The 26046-nt window shown below is 32.6% G+C and carries 21 protein-coding genes and 3 tRNA genes; 15 read left to right on the top strand and 9 right to left on the bottom strand.

Translation table 11 applies throughout. The annotated features are described in order from the left end of the window. Positions 1–166: 166 nt before the first annotated feature. Positions 167–1441, bottom strand: coding sequence for a patatin-like phospholipase family protein (locus WAF17_RS12715; protein WP_338759982.1), 1275 nt, complete (start codon positions 1439–1441; stop codon positions 167–169). 226 nt (positions 1442–1667) lie between these two features. Between WAF17_RS12715 and WAF17_RS12710 the strand changes: the two genes are divergently transcribed. Both WAF17_RS12710 and WAF17_RS12705 read left to right on the top strand, forming a co-directional pair. Next, on the top strand, positions 1668–3305 hold the full coding sequence (locus WAF17_RS12710) for a hypothetical protein (protein WP_338759980.1): 1638 nt from the start codon (positions 1668–1670) through the stop codon (positions 3303–3305). Between the two features lie 143 nt (positions 3306–3448). Next, complete coding sequence (locus tag WAF17_RS12705; RefSeq protein ID WP_338759978.1) at positions 3449–4270, top strand: hypothetical protein; 822 nt, start codon at positions 3449–3451, stop codon at positions 4268–4270. Between the two features lie 45 nt (positions 4271–4315). Here WAF17_RS12705 and WAF17_RS12700 read toward each other — a convergent pair whose 3' ends face one another. From WAF17_RS12700 to WAF17_RS12690, 3 genes are all read right to left on the bottom strand, one after another. Continuing rightward, positions 4316–5098 (bottom strand): hypothetical protein, encoded by a 783-nt coding sequence (locus WAF17_RS12700; RefSeq protein ID WP_338759976.1) that lies wholly within the window; start codon positions 5096–5098, stop codon positions 4316–4318. A gap of 251 nt (positions 5099–5349) precedes the next feature. Then, positions 5350–5886, bottom strand: a complete 537-nt coding sequence (locus tag WAF17_RS12695; RefSeq protein ID WP_338759974.1) for an NAD(P)H-dependent oxidoreductase — start codon at positions 5884–5886, stop codon at positions 5350–5352. A gap of 56 nt (positions 5887–5942) precedes the next feature. Next, positions 5943–6713 (bottom strand): SH3 domain-containing protein, encoded by a 771-nt coding sequence (locus WAF17_RS12690; RefSeq protein WP_338759972.1) that lies wholly within the window; start codon positions 6711–6713, stop codon positions 5943–5945. Positions 6714–6971: 258 nt separating this feature from the next. Between WAF17_RS12690 and WAF17_RS12685 the strand changes: the two genes are divergently transcribed. The 4 genes from WAF17_RS12685 (at position 6972) to WAF17_RS12670 (ending at position 8458) form a co-directional block, all read left to right on the top strand. After that, a tRNA-Lys gene (locus WAF17_RS12685) sits at positions 6972–7044 on the top strand. A 50-nt stretch (positions 7045–7094) separates the two neighbouring features. Beyond that, positions 7095–7177: transfer RNA gene (locus WAF17_RS12680), tRNA-Leu, on the top strand. Between the two features lie 35 nt (positions 7178–7212). After that, a tRNA-Lys gene (locus WAF17_RS12675) sits at positions 7213–7285 on the top strand. Between the two features lie 129 nt (positions 7286–7414). Next, positions 7415–8458 carry a M28 family peptidase gene (locus WAF17_RS12670; RefSeq protein ID WP_338759970.1) on the top strand — a complete coding sequence of 348 codons (1044 nt, stop codon included), beginning with the start codon at positions 7415–7417 and terminating at the stop codon, positions 8456–8458. Between the two features lie 148 nt (positions 8459–8606). On the opposite strand, the gene WAF17_RS12665 is transcribed toward WAF17_RS12670, so the two are convergent. After that, on the bottom strand, positions 8607–10484 hold the full coding sequence (locus WAF17_RS12665) for a hypothetical protein (protein ID WP_338759967.1): 1878 nt from the start codon (positions 10482–10484) through the stop codon (positions 8607–8609). A 251-nt stretch (positions 10485–10735) separates the two neighbouring features. On the opposite strand from WAF17_RS12665, the gene WAF17_RS12660 reads away from it, so the two are divergent. Then, a complete protein-coding gene (locus WAF17_RS12660) occupies positions 10736–11620 on the top strand; it encodes a transglutaminase-like domain-containing protein (protein ID WP_338759964.1) in 885 nt (294 codons plus the stop codon). 269 nt (positions 11621–11889) lie between these two features. Next, a complete protein-coding gene (locus WAF17_RS12655) occupies positions 11890–13158 on the top strand; it encodes an acyl-CoA dehydrogenase family protein (protein WP_338759961.1) in 1269 nt (422 codons plus the stop codon). A 153-nt stretch (positions 13159–13311) separates the two neighbouring features. On the opposite strand, the gene WAF17_RS12650 is transcribed toward WAF17_RS12655, so the two are convergent. From WAF17_RS12650 to accD, 3 genes are all read right to left on the bottom strand, one after another. Continuing rightward, positions 13312–13722: a hypothetical protein gene (locus tag WAF17_RS12650; RefSeq protein WP_338759959.1), complete on the bottom strand. Its 411-nt coding sequence runs from the start codon at positions 13720–13722 to the stop codon at positions 13312–13314. A gap of 4 nt (positions 13723–13726) precedes the next feature. Next, entirely contained in the window at positions 13727–14017 is a 291-nt protein-coding gene (locus WAF17_RS12645; RefSeq protein WP_338759956.1) for a hypothetical protein, read from the bottom strand. Positions 14018–14103: 86 nt separating this feature from the next. After that, the gene (gene accD, locus WAF17_RS12640) at positions 14104–15000 is read right to left on the bottom strand and encodes an acetyl-CoA carboxylase, carboxyltransferase subunit beta (RefSeq protein WP_338759953.1); all 897 of its coding nucleotides are present in this window, start codon (positions 14998–15000) and stop codon (positions 14104–14106) included. Positions 15001–15144: 144 nt separating this feature from the next. Between accD and WAF17_RS12635 the strand changes: the two genes are divergently transcribed. Beyond that, positions 15145–16302 carry a PDZ domain-containing protein gene (locus WAF17_RS12635; protein WP_338759950.1) on the top strand — a complete coding sequence of 386 codons (1158 nt, stop codon included), beginning with the start codon at positions 15145–15147 and terminating at the stop codon, positions 16300–16302. Between the two features lie 239 nt (positions 16303–16541). Beyond that, the gene (locus tag WAF17_RS12630) at positions 16542–17165 is read left to right on the top strand and encodes an LON peptidase substrate-binding domain-containing protein (protein WP_338759948.1); all 624 of its coding nucleotides are present in this window, start codon (positions 16542–16544) and stop codon (positions 17163–17165) included. 30 nt (positions 17166–17195) lie between these two features. On the opposite strand, the gene WAF17_RS12625 is transcribed toward WAF17_RS12630, so the two are convergent. Next, positions 17196–17813 carry a hypothetical protein gene (locus WAF17_RS12625; protein WP_338759945.1) on the bottom strand — a complete coding sequence of 206 codons (618 nt, stop codon included), beginning with the start codon at positions 17811–17813 and terminating at the stop codon, positions 17196–17198. 147 nt (positions 17814–17960) lie between these two features. Here WAF17_RS12625 and WAF17_RS12620 point away from each other — a divergent pair, with 147 nt between their 5' ends. The 5 genes from WAF17_RS12620 to aceB all read left to right on the top strand — a co-directional run bounded on the left by WAF17_RS12620 (position 17961) and on the right by aceB (position 25991). Then, positions 17961–20264 (top strand): NADP-dependent malic enzyme, encoded by a 2304-nt coding sequence (locus WAF17_RS12620; RefSeq protein WP_338759942.1) that lies wholly within the window; start codon positions 17961–17963, stop codon positions 20262–20264. A gap of 358 nt (positions 20265–20622) precedes the next feature. Then, on the top strand, positions 20623–21051 hold the full coding sequence (locus WAF17_RS12615) for a hypothetical protein (RefSeq protein WP_338759940.1): 429 nt from the start codon (positions 20623–20625) through the stop codon (positions 21049–21051). Between the two features lie 138 nt (positions 21052–21189). Continuing rightward, complete coding sequence (locus tag WAF17_RS12610; protein ID WP_338759938.1) at positions 21190–22083, top strand: type III pantothenate kinase; 894 nt, start codon at positions 21190–21192, stop codon at positions 22081–22083. Then, complete coding sequence (locus WAF17_RS12605; protein ID WP_338759936.1) at positions 22070–23389, top strand: hypothetical protein; 1320 nt, start codon at positions 22070–22072, stop codon at positions 23387–23389. The genes WAF17_RS12610 and WAF17_RS12605 overlap by 14 nt, the downstream gene beginning before the upstream one ends. 970 nt (positions 23390–24359) lie before the next feature. Continuing rightward, a complete protein-coding gene (gene aceB, locus WAF17_RS12600; RefSeq protein ID WP_338759934.1) occupies positions 24360–25991 on the top strand; it encodes a malate synthase A in 1632 nt (543 codons plus the stop codon). The last annotated feature ends 55 nt before the right edge of the window (positions 25992–26046 follow it).

Here is a 26046-nt window from a genome sequence, read left to right as displayed (position 1 = left end):
AAAAATTCACATTCTTAAACAACTTCTATGATAGATTACTTTGTTGTTGTTACATCGAAATATTAACTTTAATTCAGACACTTAGTTCTAAGGAAAAATTAGTGAAAGTTTCATTGACTTACAATTCTTAAATACTTCAATACTGTCAGCTAACACTCAAAACAAATCAAGAAGGAATACTAAAATCATCTTTTGGTGGAAGCATAGTATATGGACTTCTTGCTGCCCGAGTATCTTTATATTTCTGCCAGTCAAAAGTTTTTAGGAAATAAGCTGCTGCTTTTGCACCACGAACAAAAAGGTCTAACTTATCTTCATCAGAAAGTTGAAAATCTATCCAATTATGATTTCCGATGTCTATCCAAGTAATAAGTTGGCGATAGTCTGGATTTCGAAGAATGAAATTATAATCTGCAATCTGCCTCATAGACTCTACAATAGACTGTGTAAAAATAAATGGATTAGTAACTTTGTTAGGTTGATGTCTTTCTGTTCCTAGTTTTACACCAAAAGAAGGAAGGCGTGGAACATGGGATTTATGGAAAACATCAGCAGGGAAATTAGAAATAATTCCACCATCAACAAAAAAAACTTCTTTCGGAACATCCCCTCTATAACCCACCGTATTTTTCCAATTTGCTTTAGCTCTTTTTCCATCTGGAATATCTACGACCTTAAAAGGCGTAAAAAAGAAAGGAATAGACATCGAAGCACGTACAAAATTGGTTGGATTAATTAAATGACTATTCTTCCAATAAAGCGAACGCATAGAAGGAAAAATAACTTTTGACTCCGTTGTAATGTCAGTAGCAATAATAGAAATAGTTGCTTTTACTCCTTCAATTGTGTGATTTACGCCCTTTCGGATACGTAATGATTTGGGTAAGTCTGTAACAGCTTTTTCTAAATGTCTTGAGGTATAGACTCCTTCTTTTCCTAGAGCTTCAGTAAACCAATAATAAAAATGAGTTCCAGGGTTTAGTCCCCACTCTTCCCAGAGCTTACTAAATGCTTTTACTCCTCTCCAAATAAGTTTGCTCCAATGAATTTCGCCTTCGTTTTCACTAATTGCAATGGCAAACTCTCGTGCATTTTCATCGCCATCAATAAAATCAATAAAGTTTTTGTTAGCAATGAGTTCTATCATTTTATCCGTTTTGAGCTTGGTTCGGTCACCTAAAGCAGCCATATAAATTGTATTTATTGCTCCTACGGAAGTTCCTGCATACCCCAAAAAACGAATGCCCATTTGCTCCAAAACGTGTACATAACCAATCAAGGCAATTCCCAAAACACCTCCTCCTTCTTGCACCAAATCTACATATTGATAGCCTTCATCATCCAAAATATCAGAAAATATCTTATGATGAACGCCTTTTTTTTTGAGTTGTTTGATAAGGTTGGTAACTATATCGTGTTGAGTAAAATCTTCGGCTGTCATTTTTACAAAAATCTATACTAAATAATAACTTGAATAGTCAGTTGCTATTTTAATTTTAAAACAAAAGTGTTCTTAAAACTACAAATAAAATCTGATTTTGTTTATTTAAGCTCAACAGAAGCTACAAACCTTACAAATGCCAAAATCTTATTATTTTTTTATGTAAATTGATTGAATCAAGCATCCTTTTTTAAAATCTATTTTTTCAACCTAACCCAAATTTACTATGTATCAAAAATCAATTTTTCTAAGTTTTTTACTTTTCTTTATTTCCTCTATGTTTATGACAGTATTTTCTCAAACAAATAATGACAAAGAACAACGAGTAGCTGTTTTTAAGAATGGAACAGGTTTTTTCTTTAATCCAATGACACTAAAAGCCGAAAAAGAGGGAGAACAGAAAGGAAAGTTTATTATCAAATCTTTACCTCAAGCTCTTTTTGGGACATTTTGGTTTTATACTAACGGAAAACCTATCAGCAGTCTAAAAAGCTATGAGAGTGAAGAAAAAACTGAAAGTAAAAAGTCAATAGATATTTCTGAAATGCTTTATGGAAATATTGGAAAAAATGTAGAAATAACTTTGAAAGATAATTCAGAAATAAGTGGCAAAATTCAAGATACAAATCTGCAAACAGGAATGATTTTTTTGGAAACTACAAAGCCAAAAGTAGGCTTTATGGTCGTTTCTTCAAATGAAATAAAATTACTTTCTTTTTCTCAAAAACCAAATACAGAGTATTCCTCTATTGAAAAACAGCGAATCATTGAAGTAGAAATTGATAAAGCAACAGGTCAAGAAAATGTAGAAATGGCATATTTGCAACGTGGAATTGGTTGGTTACCTTCTTATTTAGTTCATTTGAAAGATGATAAAAAAGCACAAATTGTGCTGCGTGCTGAACTAGTAAATGATGCTGAAGACATTAAAGATGCTACACTTAGTTTGGTGGTAGGTGTTCCAAATTTCAAATATGATAGGCTGGTTTCTCCTTTTGTTTCTAGTCAGAGTTTAGAGTCATTTTTGAATCAGCTTAATGGTTCTTTTGGCAATGCAGATTTGAATCCTATAAGAAGAAATTCTATGTCAAATATGATAACTACGCAAAGCATAGGAGCTTATGAGTCAATGGATTTGGATTTGTATGGAGGTGGAGGAGATACCGATGATATAGAAACTGGGTCGCAAGAAGATTTATTTTTTTATACTAAAAAAGGTGTTTCGCTTCCAAAAGGTGGACGAGCTTTGTATTCACTTTTTAACGAAGAAGTAGATTATAAACATATCTATGAAGTAGAATTAGCTCAAAATAACGGTTATAATGTGGTCTATAAAAAAGATAGTGAACAAAGAAATGATGTTTACCACTCATTAGAACTCAAAAACACAACTGATTTTCCTTGGACAACAGGAACAGCAATGGTTACACAGCCTAGAAAAACAAAAGAAGGAACGGTAAGTAAAACATCAGACCCACAAGTTTTGAGTCAAGATATGCTAAAATATACAGCCAAAACCTCAAAAACGATGCTTCGTCTAACAGTTGCGCCTGATATTATGGTAAAAGACAATGAGCAAGAAACTGCAAGAGAAACCAATATTAAACAGAAAAAAATTGTTTATGATTTGGTTACGGCAACAGCAACGATTGAAGTCAAGAATTACAAAAACAAAGAAATAAATCTGAAAGTAAGCCGTACCATTACTGGCGAAATGCTCAAAACAGATTCAGAATGGGAAACAAAAAAACGTCCAAATTATTATGCTATCAATCCTGTAAATGATGTTACGTGGGAGTTGAAACTAGCTAAAGGAGAATCAAAAACGATTACCTATTCGTATCAATTTTATGTGAGGAGGTAATAATTTATTAAAAAAAATAGTAGTTACTTCAACAACTTACTGCTATTTTTTTAATAAATGACCTTTTCAAGATATAAATTTTGTTTGTAGAAATAGATAGTTATTTTTATAGCCAAATTACAAATTCACTCAAAAAAAATATTATGCAATTACTCTCATTCAATTCAATCGTGTTTTTAACTCTTCTAACTTTTTCATTTTCAAGTTGTGGAAATAAAAGTACAATAGAAAACACACAAGATACTTCAACAGAAAACTCTGTTTCTAATACGGAAGAAGAAGTTGTTAGCTTGTCTTCTAGCTCCTCTAAAGTATTAGAGTTTGAAAAGCAACCTTGTGATTTGCTTACAGAAGAATTACTCAAAAGTCATATTGCCATTAACACCACGATAGAAAAGCAGTTTGTAGAGTATGAAGATGGAAAATATCCACGAGCAGCTCGTTGTGTTTATTCTTGGAAAAAGCCAAACGCAAAAGAAAAGGAAGATGAAGCAATTAGTCAAATGCTAGATGCTGCTAGATCTGGAGGAAACAAAAAAATGAATATCAAAGAGATGTCCACAGATTATAATGTTGCTATTTCTATCGAACCATTTAAAGGAAAATCTGAAAATTTTGTTCCCAAAAACACAGATATTACAGATGAGGAAATAGAAAAAAGAGCCAAACAAGCAGGAGAAATGGCATTAGAACGTATGAAGCCAGAGCAAATTGAAGCTTTAGGTGGAAAAGAAAAAGCTGCAAGTATATCTGGAGAAAGTACACGAAAAATGCTTACTAAACTTAGAGATGAATTAGTCGTCGTCGAAGGAGTTGGAGATGCTGCCTATTGGAATCCGTTGGGTTTTGATAATACACTTATGATTTTGTCAGGAGATAAAATGGTTAGTATAGAAGTTTATATTAGTGATGAGCGTCAGGAAAACATTGATGTTGCTAAGAAAATAGCAGAAGAGATTTTGTAAAAATATTTTATTCTGGTTCAAGCCCAATCACTTGAACCAGTTTTTCTACATTTCTCCTTCTTTCAAATAATGAATTTTTTCTTTTTTGAATTTTGGACAATTCACAGCATCATTATTAAAAGGCGTAAATGTAATTCCAATAAAACCTAAAATTGCATTATTTCTATACTCATCATTATCATTAAAGAACTTTTCAGGTGTCAAATATTCTGTCAGAAGATATTGAACTCCTACACGCAAACGCCAACGAGGATTGAATTTATAACCTACAAAAAACTCATTATTAAGTGTTCCTCTAACTTTAGGAAGTTGAACTAAAGAACGAACCTCTGCCTCCGTAGAAAGCGTATCTCTAGTTAAGGAATTAATAAGAAAAGCATTTTTTTTATTTCCAAAACCAAAACCTACCAAATCGGTACTTGCTCCAATTTCCCACCTATCATTAATATCATAGCTCATATAAAAGCCTAAATTAGCACTTCCTAAAAACGGCTCTTCTACTAGAAGAGAATCTTTATATGAATTGCCCAACTCATCTTCATACTTTTTAGAACAGTAAGGAACACTATCAGTAATTCCTAAGGCAAGGTTCAACCTAACTCCTAAGCCAATACGAAAACGCTGCGACTCTCCAAAGCCATACATAGCTGCATAGCCCAAAGAACCAGCACCAAGCTCTTCTCCTGCTCCCAAAGCAAGTGTAAAACGATGCTGCCAATGCGAAATAGTTTTGTTTTTCTTTACTTTTACTACCTGCCCAAATGACAAATTAGTACAAATAAAAAGTAGAGACAAAGAGTAAAAAAAAGTAAAAAGTAATTTTTGCATAAGCATTAAAACATACAACAGACCTCTCAGTCTATTCGAAAAAAGAAGTTATCATACTACTAGATAAAAATACTTTACCTCCCTAAATGGCGAAGCCCTCGCTGTAAGCAATCCCTCCCAAGGAGGGATTTTGAATAGGCTTTTCTCCCCTCCTTGGGAGGGGCTGGGGGAGGTCAAAGGGTAAAATGTCTAGTAGTATAGAGAATTATATTATCAAAAAAATAGGAAGTCTGTTATACATTATCCTGTTTTTAGAAAGCAAGAATATTAGTAATCTGTAAATCTATCAAATCATTATATTTTGCATACTCATTATCATTAACGACTTCTCCATTTTGGAAATGTTTGTCTATAAATGGCATTCTAGCACGTAGAGGCAAAATAGTTGCTCCCAAGTAACCAAAAATATCAGCCAAATGACTTGTTGCCAAAACAGCACCCTGCGAACCCGAAGAAAGTCCAACTAAAGCAACCATTTTATTTTTCACACCATTTGGAAACTCTAATCCATCTAAAAATGACTTAATAACCCCTGGAAAAGAACCGTTATACTCTGGAGTAACAACGATGAGTTTGGTAGAATCTTTTAAAGGAGAAATAAGTCTGTTGAAGCCTTCGCTTTTTCCTGTGTTTTCATAAAGAGCTGAAAATGTAAAATCGTGAGGAAGTTCTTTGAGATCAATTATATCAGCATGAACATTTTTGTCTTTTAATTTTCTTTGATATAAAAGTGCCATTTGATACGTTACAGAGTCTTTTCTATTTGTTCCAGAGATAATAGTTATCATTTATTTTTTGATTATTTGATGTGATTTTTTTTAATTCATTGTTTTGCTTATTCATTTTACTGAACTATCAATGTATTGTGTTGGCGTACATAACCAGTCTGATTATCTATTGTTACTTTATACCAAGAATCTTTTTTATCTAAGATTTGATAACGACTTCCTTTCTTAACTACTTTCAAAACAGGAGAAGCAGCCGATGGACTTTCCACAAATGAAGTATAATCATTCTGAATGATGCCTAAAGTACGTTGTGTAGCAAAATTATGTAGCAACAGCAAAATAACAACAAAAGAAAAACCAACAGCTAAAGGAGGTACAATAGTTCTTTCCTGTCGCACTCTACTAATGAGCCAAATTGCCATACCCAAAATAATAATTCCAAAAAATGAAATAATATGCCAACGGTACGAATCATAGAGTGATAGAAAATAAATCTTGTCAGTATATTGATACCCTTCTAACTGATGTATTTGAGCAAGTTCTTCTAGTTTTCTCAATACTTGTTTGTCAGGACTAATTCTGTAATGTAGATTGAGATAATAAAGTGCCTTAGGATAATTATTTTTACTTTCCTCTACAAAAGCCATTCTCAAAAGCATTTGAGGACTAAACTCTTTTCCTTTAGTCAATAAATGTTCATAGAGTAGGAGAGCTTCTACATAAGCTCCAGAATTAAACAAAGAATCACCTTGCTTTAGGTATTTATCATTTTGAGCTTGACTTCTAAAAGGAATACTAATAAATCCTACTAAAAGACAAAAAATAAAAATACCTTTTGAGAAAAATTGAATACTTTTGATTTTTTTCGTGTTATTGTTTTGCATCATAAAATTATTGTATTACCTTTGCAACGCATTTGAGGGAAACGCCTCTCATTTTTTTTGAACTTTAGGTATAAATTTTAAATGGTTTTTGAGATAATTTAAGAACAAATATAGGTTGAAATAAATCAGTTTAAAAATAGTTTTATGATATTTTGAACTATTTATAATTTCAAGCCGTTTTGCACTTAGATAGTTAAAGAAACTTCATTTTTCTAATGTAAAATTTATCATTTTAGAATTCAATAGAAGATTTGCAAATTTGATTCCGTAGCTCAGCTGGTAGAGCACAACACTTTTAATGTTGGGGTCCTGGGTTCGAACCCCAGCGGGATCACTATCGTAAAAAGTTATTTTATTTTTTTATTGAGAATAAAATTATTTTTTGCTCACGTGGTGGAATTGGTAGACACGCCATCTTGAGGGGGTGGTGCACTATGTGTGTGAGCGTTCGAATCGCTCCGTGAGCACGTAAAGATTTAGTAATTAAGTTGATATTTATTTTGATTCCGTAGCTCAGCTGGTAGAGCACAACACTTTTAATGTTGGGGTCCTGGGTTCGAACCCCAGCGGGATCACTATTAAGCTATGAAAGCCATACAATTTTGTTGTATGGCTTTTTTTATGCTCTTTTCTGAAAGAAATTTATCAAAAATGGCTATCTTTAATCTTTGTTTTGTCTTTTATTCTATCAAAAATATAGTTTTATGTCTTCTCCCAACTATTTTCAGTTACTCCGTTATTTTATATTTCTCTCACTAACGCTAATCGGAATTGGAGTTGGAAGTTTGAGTTTTGTTTCTTGTAATGGAACTTCCACTACTGAAAAGCCTATAACGAATACAAATACAGTTCAAGAAAAACCACTTTTGCCTGTTCCTGCCTTCAATCAAGATTCTGCTTATCATTTCATAGAAGAACAAGTAGCTTTTGGAGCACGTTTTCCAAATAGTGAAGCTCACCAAAAAGCAGGAGATTATATAATCAATAAACTCAAAAGCTTTGATAAAATAAGTGTTCAAATTCAGAACTTTACAGCTACTTCTTTTGATGGCAAAACCCTTTCTGGTCGTAATATTATGGCTTCATTCAATCCAGAAATAAAAAAACGTATTTTATTAGCTGCCCATTGGGATACTCGTCCGTTTGCAGACCAAGACGACGAACGCACAGATGAGCCTATTTTGGGGGCAAATGATGGAGGAAGTGGAGTAGGAATTTTGTTAGAGATTGCTCGTACATTATCAGTTTCAGCAGAACAACCACAAGTAGGAATTGACTTGATTTTCTTTGACTTGGAAGATTATGGAAATAATACACAAGATTCATATTGTTTGGGTTCACAATATTGGGGGAGGAACAAAATGCCTCAAAATTATACAGCTTATTATGGAATTTTGTTAGATATGGCAGGTGCAAAAAATGCAAAATTTGCTCAAGAAGGTTATTCTATGCAAACTGCGCCTTCTGTTGTACAAAATGTTTGGAATATGGCACACCGAATTGGTTATGGAGGTTTTTTTCCTTTTCAAGAAGCTCCTGCCATTACAGATGACCACGTTTATGTCAATCAATTGGCTCAAATTCCGATGATTGATATTATAGAATATTCAACAGCAGGGAAAGGTTATTTTGGTGCTTACTGGCATACTCACGATGATAATATGGATGTAATTGGAAAAGAAACGCTAAAAGCTGTCGGACAAACAGTAACACACGTGATTTATAATGAGGAAAATAAAGTGAAGTAGTTTCTTTGTATTGACGATAAAGACTAGAAAGCCATATAATTTACATTATCAGTTTAAAGAACTTTTTCGTACTTTTGAATAACTAATATCGTCCAAAAAAAGCAGGTAGTCAATTTGATTGATTATCTGTTTTTTTTTATTTGATTTTCTAAAACTGGCTAATCAAACCAAAATGGATTTTCGAGTTAATAACTGAAATAGCCTGTGTCTTCGAATTTCCCATTGCATAAATAAAATAGAAAACACCCGTTTTTGTTGCAAAACTAATTCCTGCTCCTGCTGAAGTAGGCAAGTCAAGATAAACTTCGTTACGACGACTATGCGCCCGAACAACAGCTTGTTCAGCAAAAGCCATCAAATAAGAACGCTCTTCGAAATAAAAACGCCACTCTGCCCCCAAAAGACCATACCTAGAAACAAAAAAACTATTTGGGTCAAAGCCACGAAGGTTCTGTAAACCTCCAACTCTCAAAAGCTCATTCAAGAATAGATTTTTACTTTCTATAAACTGAACCTGCGTTTTGAGCCGAAGAGAAGATAATTTAGTTATTTTGAAAAAGAGATTCATTTCTGTCATAAACTTCAACTGTGGACTTTTAAAGTCATCTTCTGCATTTGGGTTTTGCGTGTCTGATATTCTGCTTCTGCTAAGTGAATCAGTAAAAGTTTTATTTCCTGTCGATATTTCGGTAGTAATTTGAAAACCTTTTCGTGGAAAATAAACATCATCTAAAGTAGTATAAGAATGCGAAATTCCATAATGCCAAAAACGACTGTCTGCTGTCGGAACATTTGCTGTATCTGCATTTTTGATAATTCCTGTTCTTGTAGTTGTTAAGAGAGAAGTAAAAAAGCCTATTTTGCCTAATTTTGCACTCGGATAAGCTATATTTCCACGCCTTTCGACGATGCTAAATGTAGAATCTTCTTTGACAAAATTGAATGTTCCACCTACTTCAAGGTTTGTTTTTAGAAAGTTTGGGTGTTGGTAATTTGCGTATAAAGTTTGAGATTCTGGACGGATTCTTTGCCACTCAAAAGCAATTGTTTTTCCTGCTCCAAACGGATTTGTGAGGTTTAGTTTTACTTGTCCTGTCAGAAGTAAATTAGAACCACTTGAATTTTGAGAACCTGCTGATGATTGATTTTTAGGTAAAAATCCAATTACCCCATCAAACTGACTGCTTTTTACTCGTTTCAACGGAAGCCTCAAATAAGCTCTATCATATTTAAACTCTACCTTTGGTTTGCCATTTAGTTTCAAATAAGGCATTGTTTTGAGCAACCGAATTGCATTTTTGACAGAATTTTCTTGATAGGTTTTTCCCTTTTGAATATGAATATAATTCATCAGAAAATCTTTCTTTATTTTTGCATCTCCATCAATAATTAATGAATCAAACTGAATAAAAGAGCCACTTTGATAGGTAAGATTTGCAGAAAGATAAAGACGTTTTTGAGTTTCCTCAATTTGTGCGCTATCCAAACTTGTTCTTGCCATCGGATAACCATTATTTTCAGCATAAGTAAGAATGGCTTGTTGCAATTTTTTTATATCTTGACTTATTACAGCAACATCAGTATTATTTTTTGAGAGTTTTTTCAAGAAATCCTTCTTCTCAAAATCTGAAATGACATTCTTTTTTATAGAACTAGAAATCGAATTAGTATTTAATTCTTTCCAAAAAGCTCTTTTTCCTAAGTCAATTATAAACTCTATTTTTTTAGTATTTGATTTATTATTTGACGTAGTAAGGCTATCAATCACAAAAGGCAGTAACTTTGCCTTCCAGTACCCTTCATTATGAAGATTTTGAAGTAAAGAAACGCTTACTTGATTTAGTTCTGTGAATGATTTTAAGGTTTTTGGAATGGTTATGTTAGGCAATTTTTTTTCAAAGGAATTTTGATAAGAAACGCTAATTTCAATTTGAGCAACTGCTTTTTTTGCACCAAAAACCAATATCAAAAAAATAAATAATTGAATGATGCTATAAAATTTCAAACCAGTAAAATGAATATTCATATAGAAGTTATTTAAGAATAGCCATTATTCTTATTTTTAGGTAGGTCAGTCTCGCAGAGCAAGCCGTTTGTAGTCAATCTTTCCGATGTTTTTAGTTACTATACGCTGTCCTTTAGGACTGACCTATTTATGCCGTTGTTGGTGTTTTAGCGATAGCGACACCAATAACCATAAAACGATAACAAAATAAAATTTGGTAGGTTATTTAATTTATGGCATCTCTTGAAATATAACGAAGAAAATGACACTCTATGCAAGAAAACAACAAAAATATAGGAAACAACTTAGATGAAAAAGAATTAAAGGCCTTAATTTCTCTTTTAGAAGATGACGATATACAGATTTTAGAACACGTAGAAAATAAGATTTTATCTATCGGTCAATCTATTATTCCACTTTTGGAGGATTCTTGGACGAGTAGTTTTAATTCGAAATTGCAAGGGCGAATAGAAAATATTTTACATACTTTACAATTTGGTATTTTAAAGGAAAAATTACGAAAATGGTATCAACAAGAGCAAGATGATTTATTGAAAGGATTATGGATTTTGGCGACTTATCAATATCCAGATTTAAGTTTTGAGGAGCTACAAGTAAAAATAGAACAATTATATTTCGAAACGTGGGTTGCTTTTCAGAATGTAGAACATCCGATTGACCAAGTAAGAAGATTAAATAGTATTTTTTTCGAAAAATTGTCTTTCAAAGCTAATGTTAATAACTTTCATTCGGTTAATAATTCGATGATAAATCAAGTTTTAGAATCAAAAAAAGGAAATCCTCTTAGTTTAGCAACTGTTTATATGTTGATAGCTCAAAAACTAAAACTTCCTATTTTTGGAGTAAATCTTCCTAATTTATTCGTCTTGATTTATAAGAGTGAAGAGTTAGATTTTTATATAAATGTTTTTAATAGAGGTGTTATTTTTTCGAAACAAGACATTGATAATTATCTAAAACAGCTAAAATTACCTCAAAATGAAGTTTTTTATGCTCCTTGCGATAACTTAGCTATTCTTCGAAGAATGATTCATAATTTAATGCAGTCTTTCGAACACGCAGCACAAGGCGAAAAAATACCTGAATTAATAGAACTACTAGCTATTTTGGGAGAAATTGTCAGTAATAGAGAATAAAAGACGATTAATTAAATATAACAAACTGAATTTCAATTAATTAAACTCTTTTATTCAACAAAATATTATCTTTACAAAACATAATTTTCATAAAGAAATATGTATTTTTGCAAAAATGTAAGCTTCCAAGCTGTCGTAAAAGTTGTTTAAGAATAGATGATGTGTTTATTGGTGTCGCTTCGCTAAAACACCAACAAAGGCTGTGTTATTTTTCAAACAACTTTGTAATGAAAACAAGAAATCAATTCAAAAATTATAAAATAAAAAAAATGAACACAACACTTGAAAATAATAAAACCCATAACAACGGAACAAACGGACAATACAAACCGTCTGAAAAGTCTAGCATCACACCAAAAAATGTAAACGACCAGTTTGTTTCTCCTGATTTTTATGCTTTAGATTCACTCCTTACAGAAGAGCAAAAATTGATTCGTGATTCGGTTCGTGAATTTATCAAACAAGATATTTCCCCAATTATTGAAGAGTGTGCAGATAAGCATATTTTCCCTAATTGGTTAGTTCCTAAATTTGGCGAAATGGGCTGTTTTGGTCCTTCTATTCCAGAAGAATATGGAGGAGGAGGAATGGATTATATTTCCTATGGTTTGATTATGCAAGAAGTAGAGCGTGGCGATTCGGGTATGCGTTCGATGGCTTCTGTGCAGTCTTCGCTTGTTATGTATCCGATTTATAAGTTTGGAAATGAAGAGCAACGCAAAAAATATTTACCAAAATTAGCAACTGGCGAATGGCTAGGCTGTTTTGGTCTGACAGAACCAAATCACGGTTCGAATCCTTCTGGAATGCTTACAAATATCAAAGATATGGGCGACCATTATCTTTTGAATGGAGCTAAAATGTGGATTACAAATTCTCCTGAAGCTGATGTTGCTGTTGTTTGGGCAAAAAATGAAGAAGGACGCATAAAGGGAGTAATTGTAGAAAAAGGAATGGAAGGTTTTTCTGCGCCAGTCATTAAAGACAAATGGTCGCTTCGTGCAAGTGTAACAGGCGAACTTGTTTTTGATAATGTAAAAATCCCTAAAGAAAATATTTTACCAAATAAAGATGGTTTGGGCGCACCAATGATGTGTTTGGACTCTGCTCGTTATGGTATTTCTTGGGGTGCTTTGGGTGCTGCAATGGATTGTTATGATACAGCTCGTCGTTATGCTGGAGAGCGTATTCAGTTTGATAAGCCAATTGCTTCTTTCCAATTAATTCAGAAAAAACTAGCTGAAATGCTTACCGAAATCACTAAAGCACAGCTTCTTAGTTGGAGATTAGGTTCACTAATGAACGAAGGCAAAGCAACAACAGCACAAATTTCGATGGCAAAACGCAACAATGTAGAGATTGCTATCAATATTGCTAGAGAAGCTCGTCAGATTTTGGGTGGAATGGGAATCACAGGAGAATACCCAGTGATGCGCCACATGGCAAACCTTGAGTCTGTCTTGACTTATGAAGGAACACACGATATTCATTTGCTTATCCTAGGAAGAGAAATTACAGGTATTCCTGCTTTTGCTTAATTAGGTAAATATGTCGTTGGTGGGGACACCAACAACGGCGAAGGGACACGAGCAACGGTAAAGTTTTAAATATAAAACCACTTAGAGAATCAAGAATTGATTTTTTCTGAGTGGTTTTTTGTTTTTGTTATCCATTTCAAAAAATAGTAACAATTACTTTACCCCCTCTAACTTTTCCTCTATTACACTTCTCAAAGCAATGCTATCTAAATCAAAAATTGAGTCATTCAAATGAAAACGTCCATAAGTTATTGATTTGACTTTATTATTTTTGACTTCAAACCTCCCAATAATTTTATTTTTTCCTAAAAATACAAAACTTGAATCTTCTATATAAATTGGATTTGCTAATTCATTTTTTAAATTTTCAACAGACATTCCTATTTCTATTTGCTGTCCAACTCTTATAGCTTTTTCCATTTCTACTTTCTGTTTAATTGTTATAGCTTTTTGTCTTCTAATGGGAAGTTCTTCTAAGCGCAAAAGGATAAATGTTTGATCTTTGTCAGTTTCTGACCAACCATATTTTGGTTTTCTATAAGTATGAGTTGTTAAATATCCCATTTTATTATGCTTTTCTATAATTGAGTATATAAAAAACAAATATTCCTGAGTCATTTGGATTATAAAATTTTTTAGATGGAGAATTAGCAACCATTCCTGAACTCGTAGAAAATTTAAAAATAGAATCAAGCTTTGGAATTGGAAAATCAATAAAACGTTCTTGTATAACTGTATCAACTATTTGAATAACTGGCTTTATTGAATCTATTTCAATTTTTTTTATATTTTCTGTCTTATTGGTTTTCGATGTACAGCCAATTAGAGTTAATAAAACTAAATATGTTATTTTTTTCATATCACATATTTTTATAGAACTAAAAAATCAGATAATCCTTACTATCTCTTAAATTTCTTATTCTCCTTTTCAACATCAATTATTTCTTACTTCTTAGCCTTTCTTGTTGTCTTTTTTACAGCTTTTGGAGTTTCTTTCTTCGGATTAACCCAAACCATTTTTAAAAGTGAAGTTAATTTTTTCTTGAGTTCTCTTCTATCTACAATAAAATCTAAAAAACCGTGTTCTTGTACAAACTCTGATGTTTGGAAACCTTTAGGAAGGTCTTTTCCGATAGTCTCACGGATTACTCTAGGGCCTGCAAAACCAATAAGTGCATTAGGCTCGGCAATATTAAAATCTCCTAACATCGCAAAACTTGCCGTTACTCCTCCTGTGGTTGGGTTAGTAAGAAGAGAGATATAAGGAATTTTGGCTTCAGAAAGCAAAGCTAACTTAGCAGAGGTTTTTGCCATTTGCATCAATGAAAAACCAGCTTCCATCATACGTGCGCCACCTGATTGCGAAATGACCATCAAAGGAATATTATTTTCAAGGCAATAATCAGCCGAACGAGCAATTTTTTCTCCCACAACAGCACCCATCGAACCTCCAATGTATTTAAAATTCATAGCAGTTACCATAAAATCAATTCCGTTCATCTTACCGTAAGCAGATTGAGCAGCTTCATTGACACCCGATTTTGCATTAGCTTCACCAATACGCTGTTCGTAGGTTTTGGTATCCTTAAAATTGAGTGGATTAAGTGGAGTAAGATTTGTATTTATCTCTGTGTACTTGCCCTCATCAAATAAAATCTCAAAATATTGTGTCGGAGTAATAGTCAAATGATGATTATCGTCTGGACAAACCCAATTATTATCTCGTAGTTCTTTTTTGAGAATAATTGTTCCACTCGGTGTTTTGAACCACATATTTGGAGAATCACGCTTTTCATTAGTAGGCGTGGTAATATTTTTATCTTTTCGATGAAACCAAGACATAATAAAGAGTATTGTTTAGTTGAAAGATTGCAGAGAATCGAAAGGCAAAGTTAAACAATTCTATTTCAAAAATAAATCCTTAGAAAATATATCTTAAATTTACTTTCCTATAATCAAAAAATTACCTTACTGATTTTAATTTTTATGCGTCTTATACTCTTTCTTCTTGTGATAAGTTATTCTTTTTCTTCTTTAGTTTTAGCCCAATCTGACTCTTCTTCTTTTGCTTTGGAAAGCAAAGTTTTGGATAGAAGTGCTTTCGTTGGAGCAGAGCTAGGAACACTTACAAATGCTGTTCGTGTGGCTTATAAAATGAAAGCTGAAAAAGGAGTGATTATTTATAAAGTCTTTCCTAATTCGGCAGCAGACAGAGCAGGTTTAGAAGAAAAAGACGTAATCATTGCTGTTGATTCTACTCATTTTAGCAACCTAAAAGAACTTCAAGATTTTATCAAAACAAAAGGAGGAAATGATACATTGAATCTATTTTTTGTCAGAAATGATACCGTCAGAAATACGTCTTTAGTTCTTCAATTTTTGCCTAGAGAAAGTAATTTTTATTTCGAAACAATGTATGACCAAATCGAAATTATGGATTCAAGTCAAAATAATAATCAAACAAGCCTACGAACTATTTTTACTTTTCCTAGAGGAACAGAAAGTGAATCTAATCAAGAAATAACTCAATTTCCATTAGTTATTATTCTCAATTCAGCGTCTAACGAGTCTATCGAAAAAGAATTATATATAAAACATAGAACCAAAAAGAATAACTATAAATTTTATGACTGGATAGAAAAACTTACCAAAAATGGTTTTGCAACATTGAGAATAGAAAAAAAAGGAGTGGGAGATAGTAAGGGAAACCTTGATGAATGGAGGTTTGAGGACGAACAAAAAAGTATTGATGCAGCTTTAGAAAAAATAAAAAAACAGGGTTCTATCAATCAAGAAAAAATCTATTTAGTGGCTTTGGGTTCTTCGTCTTTTGTGGCTCTGGAAAATTTATTTCAAGCTAATTCAGATTCATTGATTCATAAAAAAGATAATACAGAAATTAGCTTTCAAAGGATTTTTATAGAAAAACTACCTGCTGACTTACAAAAGATCAAAAACCAAAAGGCTGATAGTTTGCTTTTGCTTTTTCCAGAGCTTTCTTTTTTTGATTCTACTTACTCCCAAAAAGCCATTTTGAATTTGAAAGAATATAATTTGATAATGAATAATAAAAGTATCTTTTGGATAGAATCTAAAGATGATATTTTGAGAGTAATATCAAGATTAAAAAAAGAAATAGAGTAGAGACATTTTTTTTCTAAACAAAAGACCATAAAAAGAGCTTAGGTAATAATAATTATTTTTTTGAATAGATGTATATATTTTAGTGGTCTTGATGAGTAAATGCATTATTGACTCAATAAAATGATTTGATAAAATGATTTGATAAAATGATTTATTAGAAAATCACTTAACTACAATCTAAAATAGCTATTGAAATAGCATTAATATAAACGTTTTGTATTCACTAGATAGAAAAAATAATGTTACCTCTCTTTCCTCTTAGTTTAATCGTTTTTCCAAACGAACCCCTTAATTTACATGTCTTTGAGCCTCGTTACAGGCAACTGATTTTGGATTGTATAGAAAACAAACAAACTTTCGGCATTCCTCCCTTTTTGAATGAAAAACTGCAAGATTATGGCGCAGAAGTAGAACTTATAGAAATTGCTCGTCGTCATCCAGATGGAAGAATGGACATCAAAACAAAGTGTGTGGGTGCTTTTAAGGTTCTTACTTATTCCAATCCTGCCCCTAACAAACTCTATGCAGGAGGAGAAATTGAAAGAATTACTCATACTGATACTGCTACTTTTTTGGATAAAGAAAAAGTCATTACTCAGATAACAGAGCTTTGGCAACTCGTAAAAGCAAAAACAGACGTGCCAACAGAAACAGAATTTTTGTCTTTTAAGATTGCTCATAAAATCGGACTTTCATTAGAGCAAGAATACGAATTGCTTGGAATGACAGATGAAGCCGAACGGTTAGAGCTTATCACAAAACATTTAGAAAATATCATTCCCATTATCAGAGAAGTCGAACGGACAAAAGATAGAATAAAAATGAATGGACACTTTAAAAATTTTGATGAACTCAATTTTTGATTTCCTTCTAAAACCTCCTCAAATCCTAAATTACTTTTTTGTAGTTTGGGATTTGTCTTTTTCATATTCTTTTATCTTTCTTATTAGGCGTTGTTCGTTTCTTCTGTTTCTTCCAGCAGCAAATACAGAACTTCGCATATCTAGCCTACAAATACTATTTACTAGCACTTGATTATTTTTTTTATCTATAAAAATCTTTATTTCTTCTCCCCAACTTCCTGACCAAAAGGAAGGTCTTGTACTTGCAAATGCACCTTTTCCAACTAAACTTGTTTGCCAATCTAGTTCTACTGCTGTTTCTTTTATGATTTTATGTAAATCTTCAAGAGAGATAGTGGTTGATACTTGCTTAAATCTCAATCTGTGATACTGCATAAAAAAAGCTACTCCAAACAAAGAAAGTGAAATGATAAACAACAAAAAAGAATCCCACTTAAATGTAAAGCCCTTCAAAGAAAAAACTATTATCATAAGAGGAAATATTGCAAAGATGAGAGTAAAAGCATAATGAGTAAAGTAATCCATAAATGAATCTAACACTACTCTTTTTGTTTTTATCATTTTTAAAACATCGTTTGATTCAGAAGAAGTGTTCCTCTTCTTATCTTTATTTTTTATCTTTAATATCCTTCGTTGTCTCTTGTCCATAACTCTAAAAAAATTAAAAGTATATTCTAACAAACTTAATCCGTTTATATTCTATTTCTAAACCATTTTTAGTAGATTGATATAAATTGATTAACTTTCAGTTATAAAACCAGAATTTACAAACTTACACATACAAACACATTTTTTATGAGCAAAATAAGAAAACAGGAAGCCTTAGATTACCACTTCGAAGGCAAACCAGGGAAAATAGAAGTAATACCAACAACTGCCACAAAAACACAACGAGATTTGGCGTTAGCCTATTCTCCAGGGGTTGCAGAACCATGTAAAGAAATTGCAAAAGATATTGAAAATGTTTATAAATATACAGCAAAAGGAAATTTAGTTGCCGTTATTTCGGACGGAACAGCCGTTTTGGGTTTGGGAAATCTAGGACCCGAAGCCTCAAAACCTGTAATGGAAGGAAAAGGCGTTCTCTTCAAAATTTTTGCAGGAATAGATGTTTTTGATTTGGAAGTAAACACAAAAAATGTAGAAGAATTTATTACCGTCGTCAAGGCATTAGAACCTACTTTTGGAGGAATAAATCTAGAAGATATTAAAGCTCCAGAGTGTTTCGAAATCGAACAGCGTTTGAAGGAAGAACTCAATATTCCGATTATGCATGATGACCAACATGGAACAGCAATTATAACAGGTGCTGCTCTATTAAACTCATTAGAACTGGTTCAAAAAGATATTGATAAAATAAAAGTAGTCGTTTCGGGTGCAGGTGCTTCAGCTATTTCATGTCTGAAAATATTTGTTGATTTGGGCGTAACTCGTGAGAATATTATCGTTTGTGATAGTAAAGGAGTAATTCGTACAGACAGAGAAAACCTAAGCGAGAGTAAAAAAATATTTGCAACAAATACAGATGCACATACATTAGAAGATGCTCTCAAAGGTGCTGATGTTTTTATGGGACTTTCAACAGCAGATGTAATGAGTGCCGAAATGCTCTTGTCAATGGCTAAAGATGCGATTGTTTTTGCTCTTGCCAACCCAGACCCAGAGATTAATTACGAACTTGCCATGAAAACTCGTCAGGATATTATTATGGCGACTGGGCGTTCAGATTACAATAATCAAGTAAATAACGTCCTTGGTTTTCCGTTTATTTTTAGAGGTGCGTTAGATGTTCGTGCTACGGAAATCAATGAGCAAATGAAACTAGCAGCCGTAAAAGCGTTAGCACAACTTGCCAAAGAACCTGTTCCTGATATTGTCAAGATTGCTTATAATCAACAGACAATTTCATTTAGTAGAGATTATATTATCCCTAAACCATTAGACCCTCGCCTTCTCACAACAGTTGCTCCTGCCGTAGCTCGTGCAGCTATGGAAAGTGGAGTAGCCAAAAATCCGATTAAGAATTGGGAAAAATATGAAAGTGAGCTTGTGGAGAGAATGGGAAGAGACCAAAGCATCATTCGCAGGTTGGTAAGTATGGCAAAACAAGACCCTCAACGTGTTGTTTTTGCAGAAGCTGATAATGCCAAAATTTTGATGGCTGCACAGATTGTAAAAGATGACGGAATTGCAGAGCCTATTCTTTTAGGAGACAAACGTAGAATTAAAAGATTGATAGAAGAGAATAATTTAGAACTAGATGATGTTACTATCATTGACCCACGAAGTGAAGATTCGAATGAGTTGATAGAAAGATATGCAAATACATTTTTCCAAAAACGTAAGCGTAGAGGTTTTAATAATTATGAAGCTCAAAAAGCGATGCGTGAACGCAATTACTTTGGTGCAATGATGCTTGAAGAAGGAGATGCAGATGCACTTATTTCAGGTCTCTCTAGGAAATATTCAGATACGATTCGTCCTGCTTTGGAGGTTGTTGGAACATATAAAAGCCATAGAAAAGTAGCAGGTATTTATTTGATGATTACTCGTAAAGGTCCTATTTTCTTTGCAGATACAACAATGATTCCGAACCCAACAGCAGAAGATTTGGTAGGAATTGCAGCCATGACTTCCAATACAGTAAAAGAATTTGGCTTAGAACCACGAGTAGCATTTTTATCGTATTCTAATTTTGGTTCATCAGATGATGAAGAGCCAAGAAAAGTAAGAAAAGCAGTAGAGATGATGAAAGAACAATATCCTCATATTATTGCTGATGGAGAAATACAGGCAAATATTGCTTTCAATAATGATATTTTGAAAGAAAATTATCCATTCTCTGACCTTGCTGATGGAGAACCTAATATTCTGATTTTTCCAAACCTTGCCTCTGCAAATATTGCCTATAAGCTCATTCAAGAAATTAGCGGTGCAGAAGCTATTGGTCCTATCTTGACGGGAATGAAAAAATCAGTTCATATTTTACAGCTTGGAAGTTCGGTTCGTGAAATTGTAAATATGGTAACTATTTCTGTTGTAGATGCTCAACTCAAACGTAAATATGCTGTGCAAGATGCTAAAGAGAAATTTATGTAGAAAGTTATTTTTGAATTAATAGGAAAGCATTTTATCAAATTCGTTTTGATGGAATGCTTTTTTTATGATTTACTTATTTTCAATCAAAGTGATTTTAGAAATCCAATTACAGAGCAGTATAAGAAATAAACATTATCTCAGTTTATTTTACGTAGTTCAGGCATCCTGCCTGAACACAAAAAACAGTTTTTATTCTTAACGGTCAGTCTAGAAGACTGACATACAAAAATAACCGTGATAAGATTTAATAAATAAATTTATAATTTAACTTTCTACTATGCAACCTTTTTGATTGGTTTGAGGCTCTTTCAAGTAAGAGTAAAACTTTTTATTAAATCCTATAATACATAAAAAAGCAATGAAACTAAACTTAAAATCTCTTTCTCTTATTTTTATTATGTCTTTTCTTTTTTTGTCTTGTAAAAAAGAAGATAGTCTTCCTTATGATTTAACACAAAACAATGGAATAGTAGGAAAGTGGATAAATATTGGAAATTATGACCCATACGATAGTTACAATGAAAAATGGAGCAAAGTATCTTTAAAATGTACAGAAGAATTAGAGTTTTCAGACGATAATTCTTATATAAAAAGAGGTTTTGAGGATAGAAAAACATATTGCTCTGGCAATTATTCTCAATCAAAGCCTGATACAGTTTTACTAGATGTTAATTGCCAAACACACCCTATCGAAACTAGAATAGGAGAGCTTACAGAAACTATTTTGATTATGGAGTATCAAGGAAGACACGGAATTGTACGTAGAAAATACAGAGCGATAAAGTAATCTAAACTTAGGCTCAAGAGAAGAAAAAATTGATTTATTACTTAAATTTCTCTATATATTTTCTATTTCGCTACAAAAAAGCGAAATTTGCGACCTTATTTGATTTACAAATGAGGTTTTTTTATACAAAATGGTTTTATGCTTCTTTTGGCAGTAGATTTTGGAAATACGTCGCTCAAAGCTGCACTCTTCGAAAATGAAGAGCTATTAGAAGTGCGTTATTCTCTTTCTACCAATGATTTGGAAGATTGGATAAACGAAATTAAAACTAGCTTTAAAGGTTCTCTAAAGGGAATTATTATTAGTTCGGTCAGAAAAAATGAAGACATTGAACTTTCTTTTGTAGAAAACTTGAAACAGAAATTGAAATTAATCATAAAATCAAATTCAGATTCAGAAAAAATTGCAACAGATAATAAAGGAATTGACGTAGTAGTTTTAGACGAAAATACGCCTTTGCCTATTCAAAATAATTACAAAACGCCTAAAACACTAGGAAAAGACCGTTTGGCTGCCGTGATTGGAGCTTTTTTTTTAGAAAATGAAGCAATCAAAGAGCCTACTTTAGTAATTGATGCAGGAACTTGTATTACCTTTGATTTTATCGACACGAAACAATCAAAAGGAATTTATGAAGGAGGAAGTATTTCACTAGGTTTGCAGATGCGTTTTAAGGCACTGAATCATTTTACGGCAAAACTACCTTTGTTTAAACCAAGTGAAAGTCTGCCCACTCCTATCGGAACATCTACGCAGGAAGCAATGCAAAGTGGTGTTCAGTTTGGACTTCTTTCTGAAATAAAAGGAATTATTGATTTTTATCAGAATCAAATAAATAAAGAATTATATTCAAAATTAAACATTGTTATCTGTGGTGGCGATGCCAAAATTTTAAAAAAATGGTGGGAAGAATATCTAATTAATTTTACAAATAACTCTCACTTATATTCAAAATGGACTATCGAATCAAATTTGGTTTTGATAGGATTACAACGAATTTTCCAGTTTATAAAAAATAATGAAGACAACTAATTTATATCTCCGTTCTAGTTCAAGATTATTTACTTCTGTTTTGGCAGTTGTTTTTATCTTATTTACCTCTTTTTCTGTTTTTGCTCAAACGGCAAATAATCCTTTTTCAAGAATTGGATTAGGAGATATTTCTTCTCAACGTTCTATTTCCAATCTTGGAATGGGAGGAATGGGAGTAAGCCTTCCAACAGTAAAATCTTCAAACCTTCAAAATCCTGCCCTTTTGAGTTATCACAAACTTACTGTTTTTGAGGCTGCTGGAGTAGGAGAGTATAAAGATTTGAAAACAAACGCTATCCAAACAAATGATTTTGGGGGAAATTTGGGTTATTTATCCCTTATTTTTCCAGTTTATAAAAATATGGCTGTCAATGTTGGTTTTCAGCCTTTTTCTTCTGTAAACTATAACGCTGTTAGCTACCAACTTTTAGAAAACACTCCCACTTTTGTAAAATATGATTATGCAGGAACAGGAGGTGTATCGCAGGTTTTCCTAAGTACAGGACACAAAATTTATCAAAATCTTTCAATAGGCGCACAAGTCAATTATAATTTTGGAGCAATCAGTAATACTTCTACTGCAACATTAGACGATTTTAGAGGAGGATTTCTTGCTCAACTCAACGATCGTTATAATTATGGCGATTTTACATACCGTTTGGGGTTACACTATTTTGTTTCTGTTTTCGATAATTCACAGATTAATGTAGGCGTAAGTTATGATGGTGCTGCTGATTTTAATGCTACTCATTTTAGAGCTTTCGAACGCAAAACTTTTACAGATTTAGTTGTTGATGGAGATACTCTTTTTTCAGAAAAGAAAGAATCTATTCAAATCCCAGATGCTTTTACATTCGGTATTAGCTTACAGCGTGGTTACTTAGAAGCTGCATCAGGTACTCAAAATACAGCATATAGCTTTGGAATAGATTATAGTATGCAAGATTGGAGTGTCTCAAATAACTCTACTATTGTAGGAAATAATAGCCTTCAAAGCAGTTATAAAATTAGTGTGGGTGGAGAAATCACGCCAAATGTTCGTAACTCAAATTATTTAGCACGAACAACTTACCGAGCTGGTTTTTCATATTCTCAAACGCCATTGGTAGTAAATGGTGAGCCTATTGAAGATATGAGTTTGAGTATTGGTTTGTCTCTTCCTGTCAAAAATAATTTTTCTTCTCTCAATTTATATGGTGCAATTGGTCAGCGTGGAAGTTTAGATAATATTCAAGAAAGATATGTTAAGTTTGGTTTAGGGATTTCTATTAGTGATAGATGGTTTGTTCGTTCAAGATTTGATTAATTTTCTATTTTTCTTAAACACTAAAAACTCCTTATTTTTAAAAGATAAGGAGTTTTTTTATGTGATAGTTAAGCTACTGATGTTACACAAAACGTCTGAATACAATGCTATTGTGCAACTTAGCTAACTTTATTCACTCCGTAGGAGTTTCATATTGGTAGAAAATAGAGTTTTGTTTCCATTATACTCCGTAGGAGTTATATAGATTTGCTACCTATGAAGTTCCTAACGAAACAGGAGAAAGATTACATTTTTATTTTTACCAATATGTAGTTCCTACGGAACAGAATTTCCCAGCTTAATAGAGCATTGTTGCGTAACATCAGTAAGCTATTTGAGTTAATCACTTTCCTTCAAAGTCTTTGTATTAAAATTTGGTTAAAACTAAATTTATAATATCAATGAAAAAAAACTTGTAAATACAAAAAAACACCCAATTTTTTATAAGCATTATTTGCTTTTATACAAATAATTGACGTTATTTGAGCAAAATACCAATAAATACGCTGCACGCATAACAAATTTAGAAAAACGAAATTGTTTATTGACTTGTTAGTAATCTATTCTTAACAAAGTTAATCCTTTTCTAAATTATCTTTACTATAAATAAAATCGCTTTATTTTTTTTATTTAAGAATAAAGTTAAATTAAGGGTTTTTAGTGTTCTGTTTTAATTTTAATTTTCAGAATTATTTTCATATCAATTCTGATTTACTTATAATAACTCACTAACACACCGTTTTGTGATACAGGTTGCAGATTCAAAACTTATAAAGAAAAACGTTATTTACTTAGACGCAAATTCTTTTATTAAATTAGTACATAAGCTACTTTGTGGTTTGATTTCCAAACTACGCTACTTTTTTGTCGCTTTATTTGTAAAGACTGCCCTCACTCAACTTCTTACTACAAGAGCTTTTATTACAGAAATATATATATTTCATTCAAAAAATTATCAACACATTCAATTATGTCAAATACAAAGTCTGACCTCCAAGCAAACTTGGAAGTGAAAGGGAACATTACGCCCGAATTTGAAAACATATTAACGCCAGAAGCATTTGTTTTTCTAGCCGAATTACACAAAAAATTTGATGCTCGTCGTCACGAATTATTAGAAAAAAGAAATCAAAGACAAGCAGAAATAGACAAAGGAAATATGCCTACTTTCTTAGAAGAAACAAAGCATATTAGAGAAGATAAAAACTGGAAAGTTGCTCCAATTCCAAAAGATTTACAAGACCGTAGAGTAGAAATTACAGGTCCTGTAGAAAGAAAAATGATGATAAATGCACTTAATTCTGGTGCAAATATCTTTATGGCAGATTTTGAAGACTCTAATTCTCCAACGTGGGAAAATGCTGTACAGGGTCAGATAAATTCTTATGACGCTATTCGTAAAACGATTACATTTCACGATGCAAAAAAGAACAAAGACTACAAGCTAAATGAAGAAACGGCTGTTTTATTGGTTCGTCCTCGTGGTTGGCATTTGAACGAAAAGAATTTGCTCATCGATGGAAAACCAATCTCTGGAGGTCTTTTTGATTTTGGATTGTATATGTTTCATAATGCAAAAGAACTTGTCAAGCGTGGTTCAGGACCTTATTTTTATCTTCCAAAAATAGAATCTCACTTAGAAGCTCGTTTATGGAATGAAGCTTTTGTTTTTGCTCAAAATTATTTGGACATTCCTCAAGGAACGATCAAAGCAACAGTTCTTTTAGAAACCATTATGGCTTCTTTTGAGATTGAAGAAATTCTATATGAACTCAAAGACCACATGGCAGGAATCAATGCAGGGCGTTGGGATTATATTTTCTCTGCTATCAAAAAATTTAGAAATGTAGTCAAAAACCCTTTGCCTGACCGTGGAGAAATTACGATGACTGTTCCGTTTATGAAGGCTTACACAGAGCTTTTGGTAAGAGGTTGTCATACACGAGGCGCACACGCTATCGGTGGAATGTCTGCTTTTATTCCAACACGCCACGATGAAGAAATTAACAAACAAGCCTTCGAAAAAGTAAGAAAAGACAAAGAACGTGAGGCAAACGATGGTTTTGATGGCTCATGGGTAGCACACCCAGATTTGGTAAAAGTAGCAAAAGATGTTTTTGATGCTAAATTTGGCGACAAGCCCAACCAAAAAGACCGTTTGAGAGAAGATGTAGATGTTGAAGAAATGGTAAAAGAGCTTACCAATTTTGATATTGAAGGAGGAAAAATTACTGATGCAGGTGTCAGAATGAACTTCAATGTAGGTATTCGTTACATTGCTTCTTGGCTTGATGGAGTAGGTGCAGCAGCAATTTTTAATTTGATGGAAGATGCAGCAACTGCCGAAATTTCAAGAACGCAGCTTTGGCAATGGCTCAATAATCCAAATGCAAAACTAGCAGATGGAACAGAAATTACAGAAGAATATTTAAGAAAATGTATGGAAGAAGAGTATCAGTCTATCAAAAATGAGGCTGCTCAGTATCCAAACTTTGACTTCGAAAACTCAAAATTTCCAAAAGCAAAAGAGCTTATGGAAGGATTAGTTTTCACTAAAGAATACAAAGACTTTTTGACAACAGAAGCCTATCATTTGATATAAAAATGTATGCGTAGGGACAATGCATGCATTGTCCCTACTATAAAGAAAAACCAAA

This window comes from Bernardetia sp. ABR2-2B, from assembly GCF_037126435.1.
Classification (GTDB): Bacteria; Bacteroidota; Bacteroidia; order Cytophagales; family Bernardetiaceae; genus Bernardetia.
The sequence above is the reverse complement of the archived record's forward strand: the minus strand, read 5'-3'. Positions and strand labels throughout refer to the sequence as shown.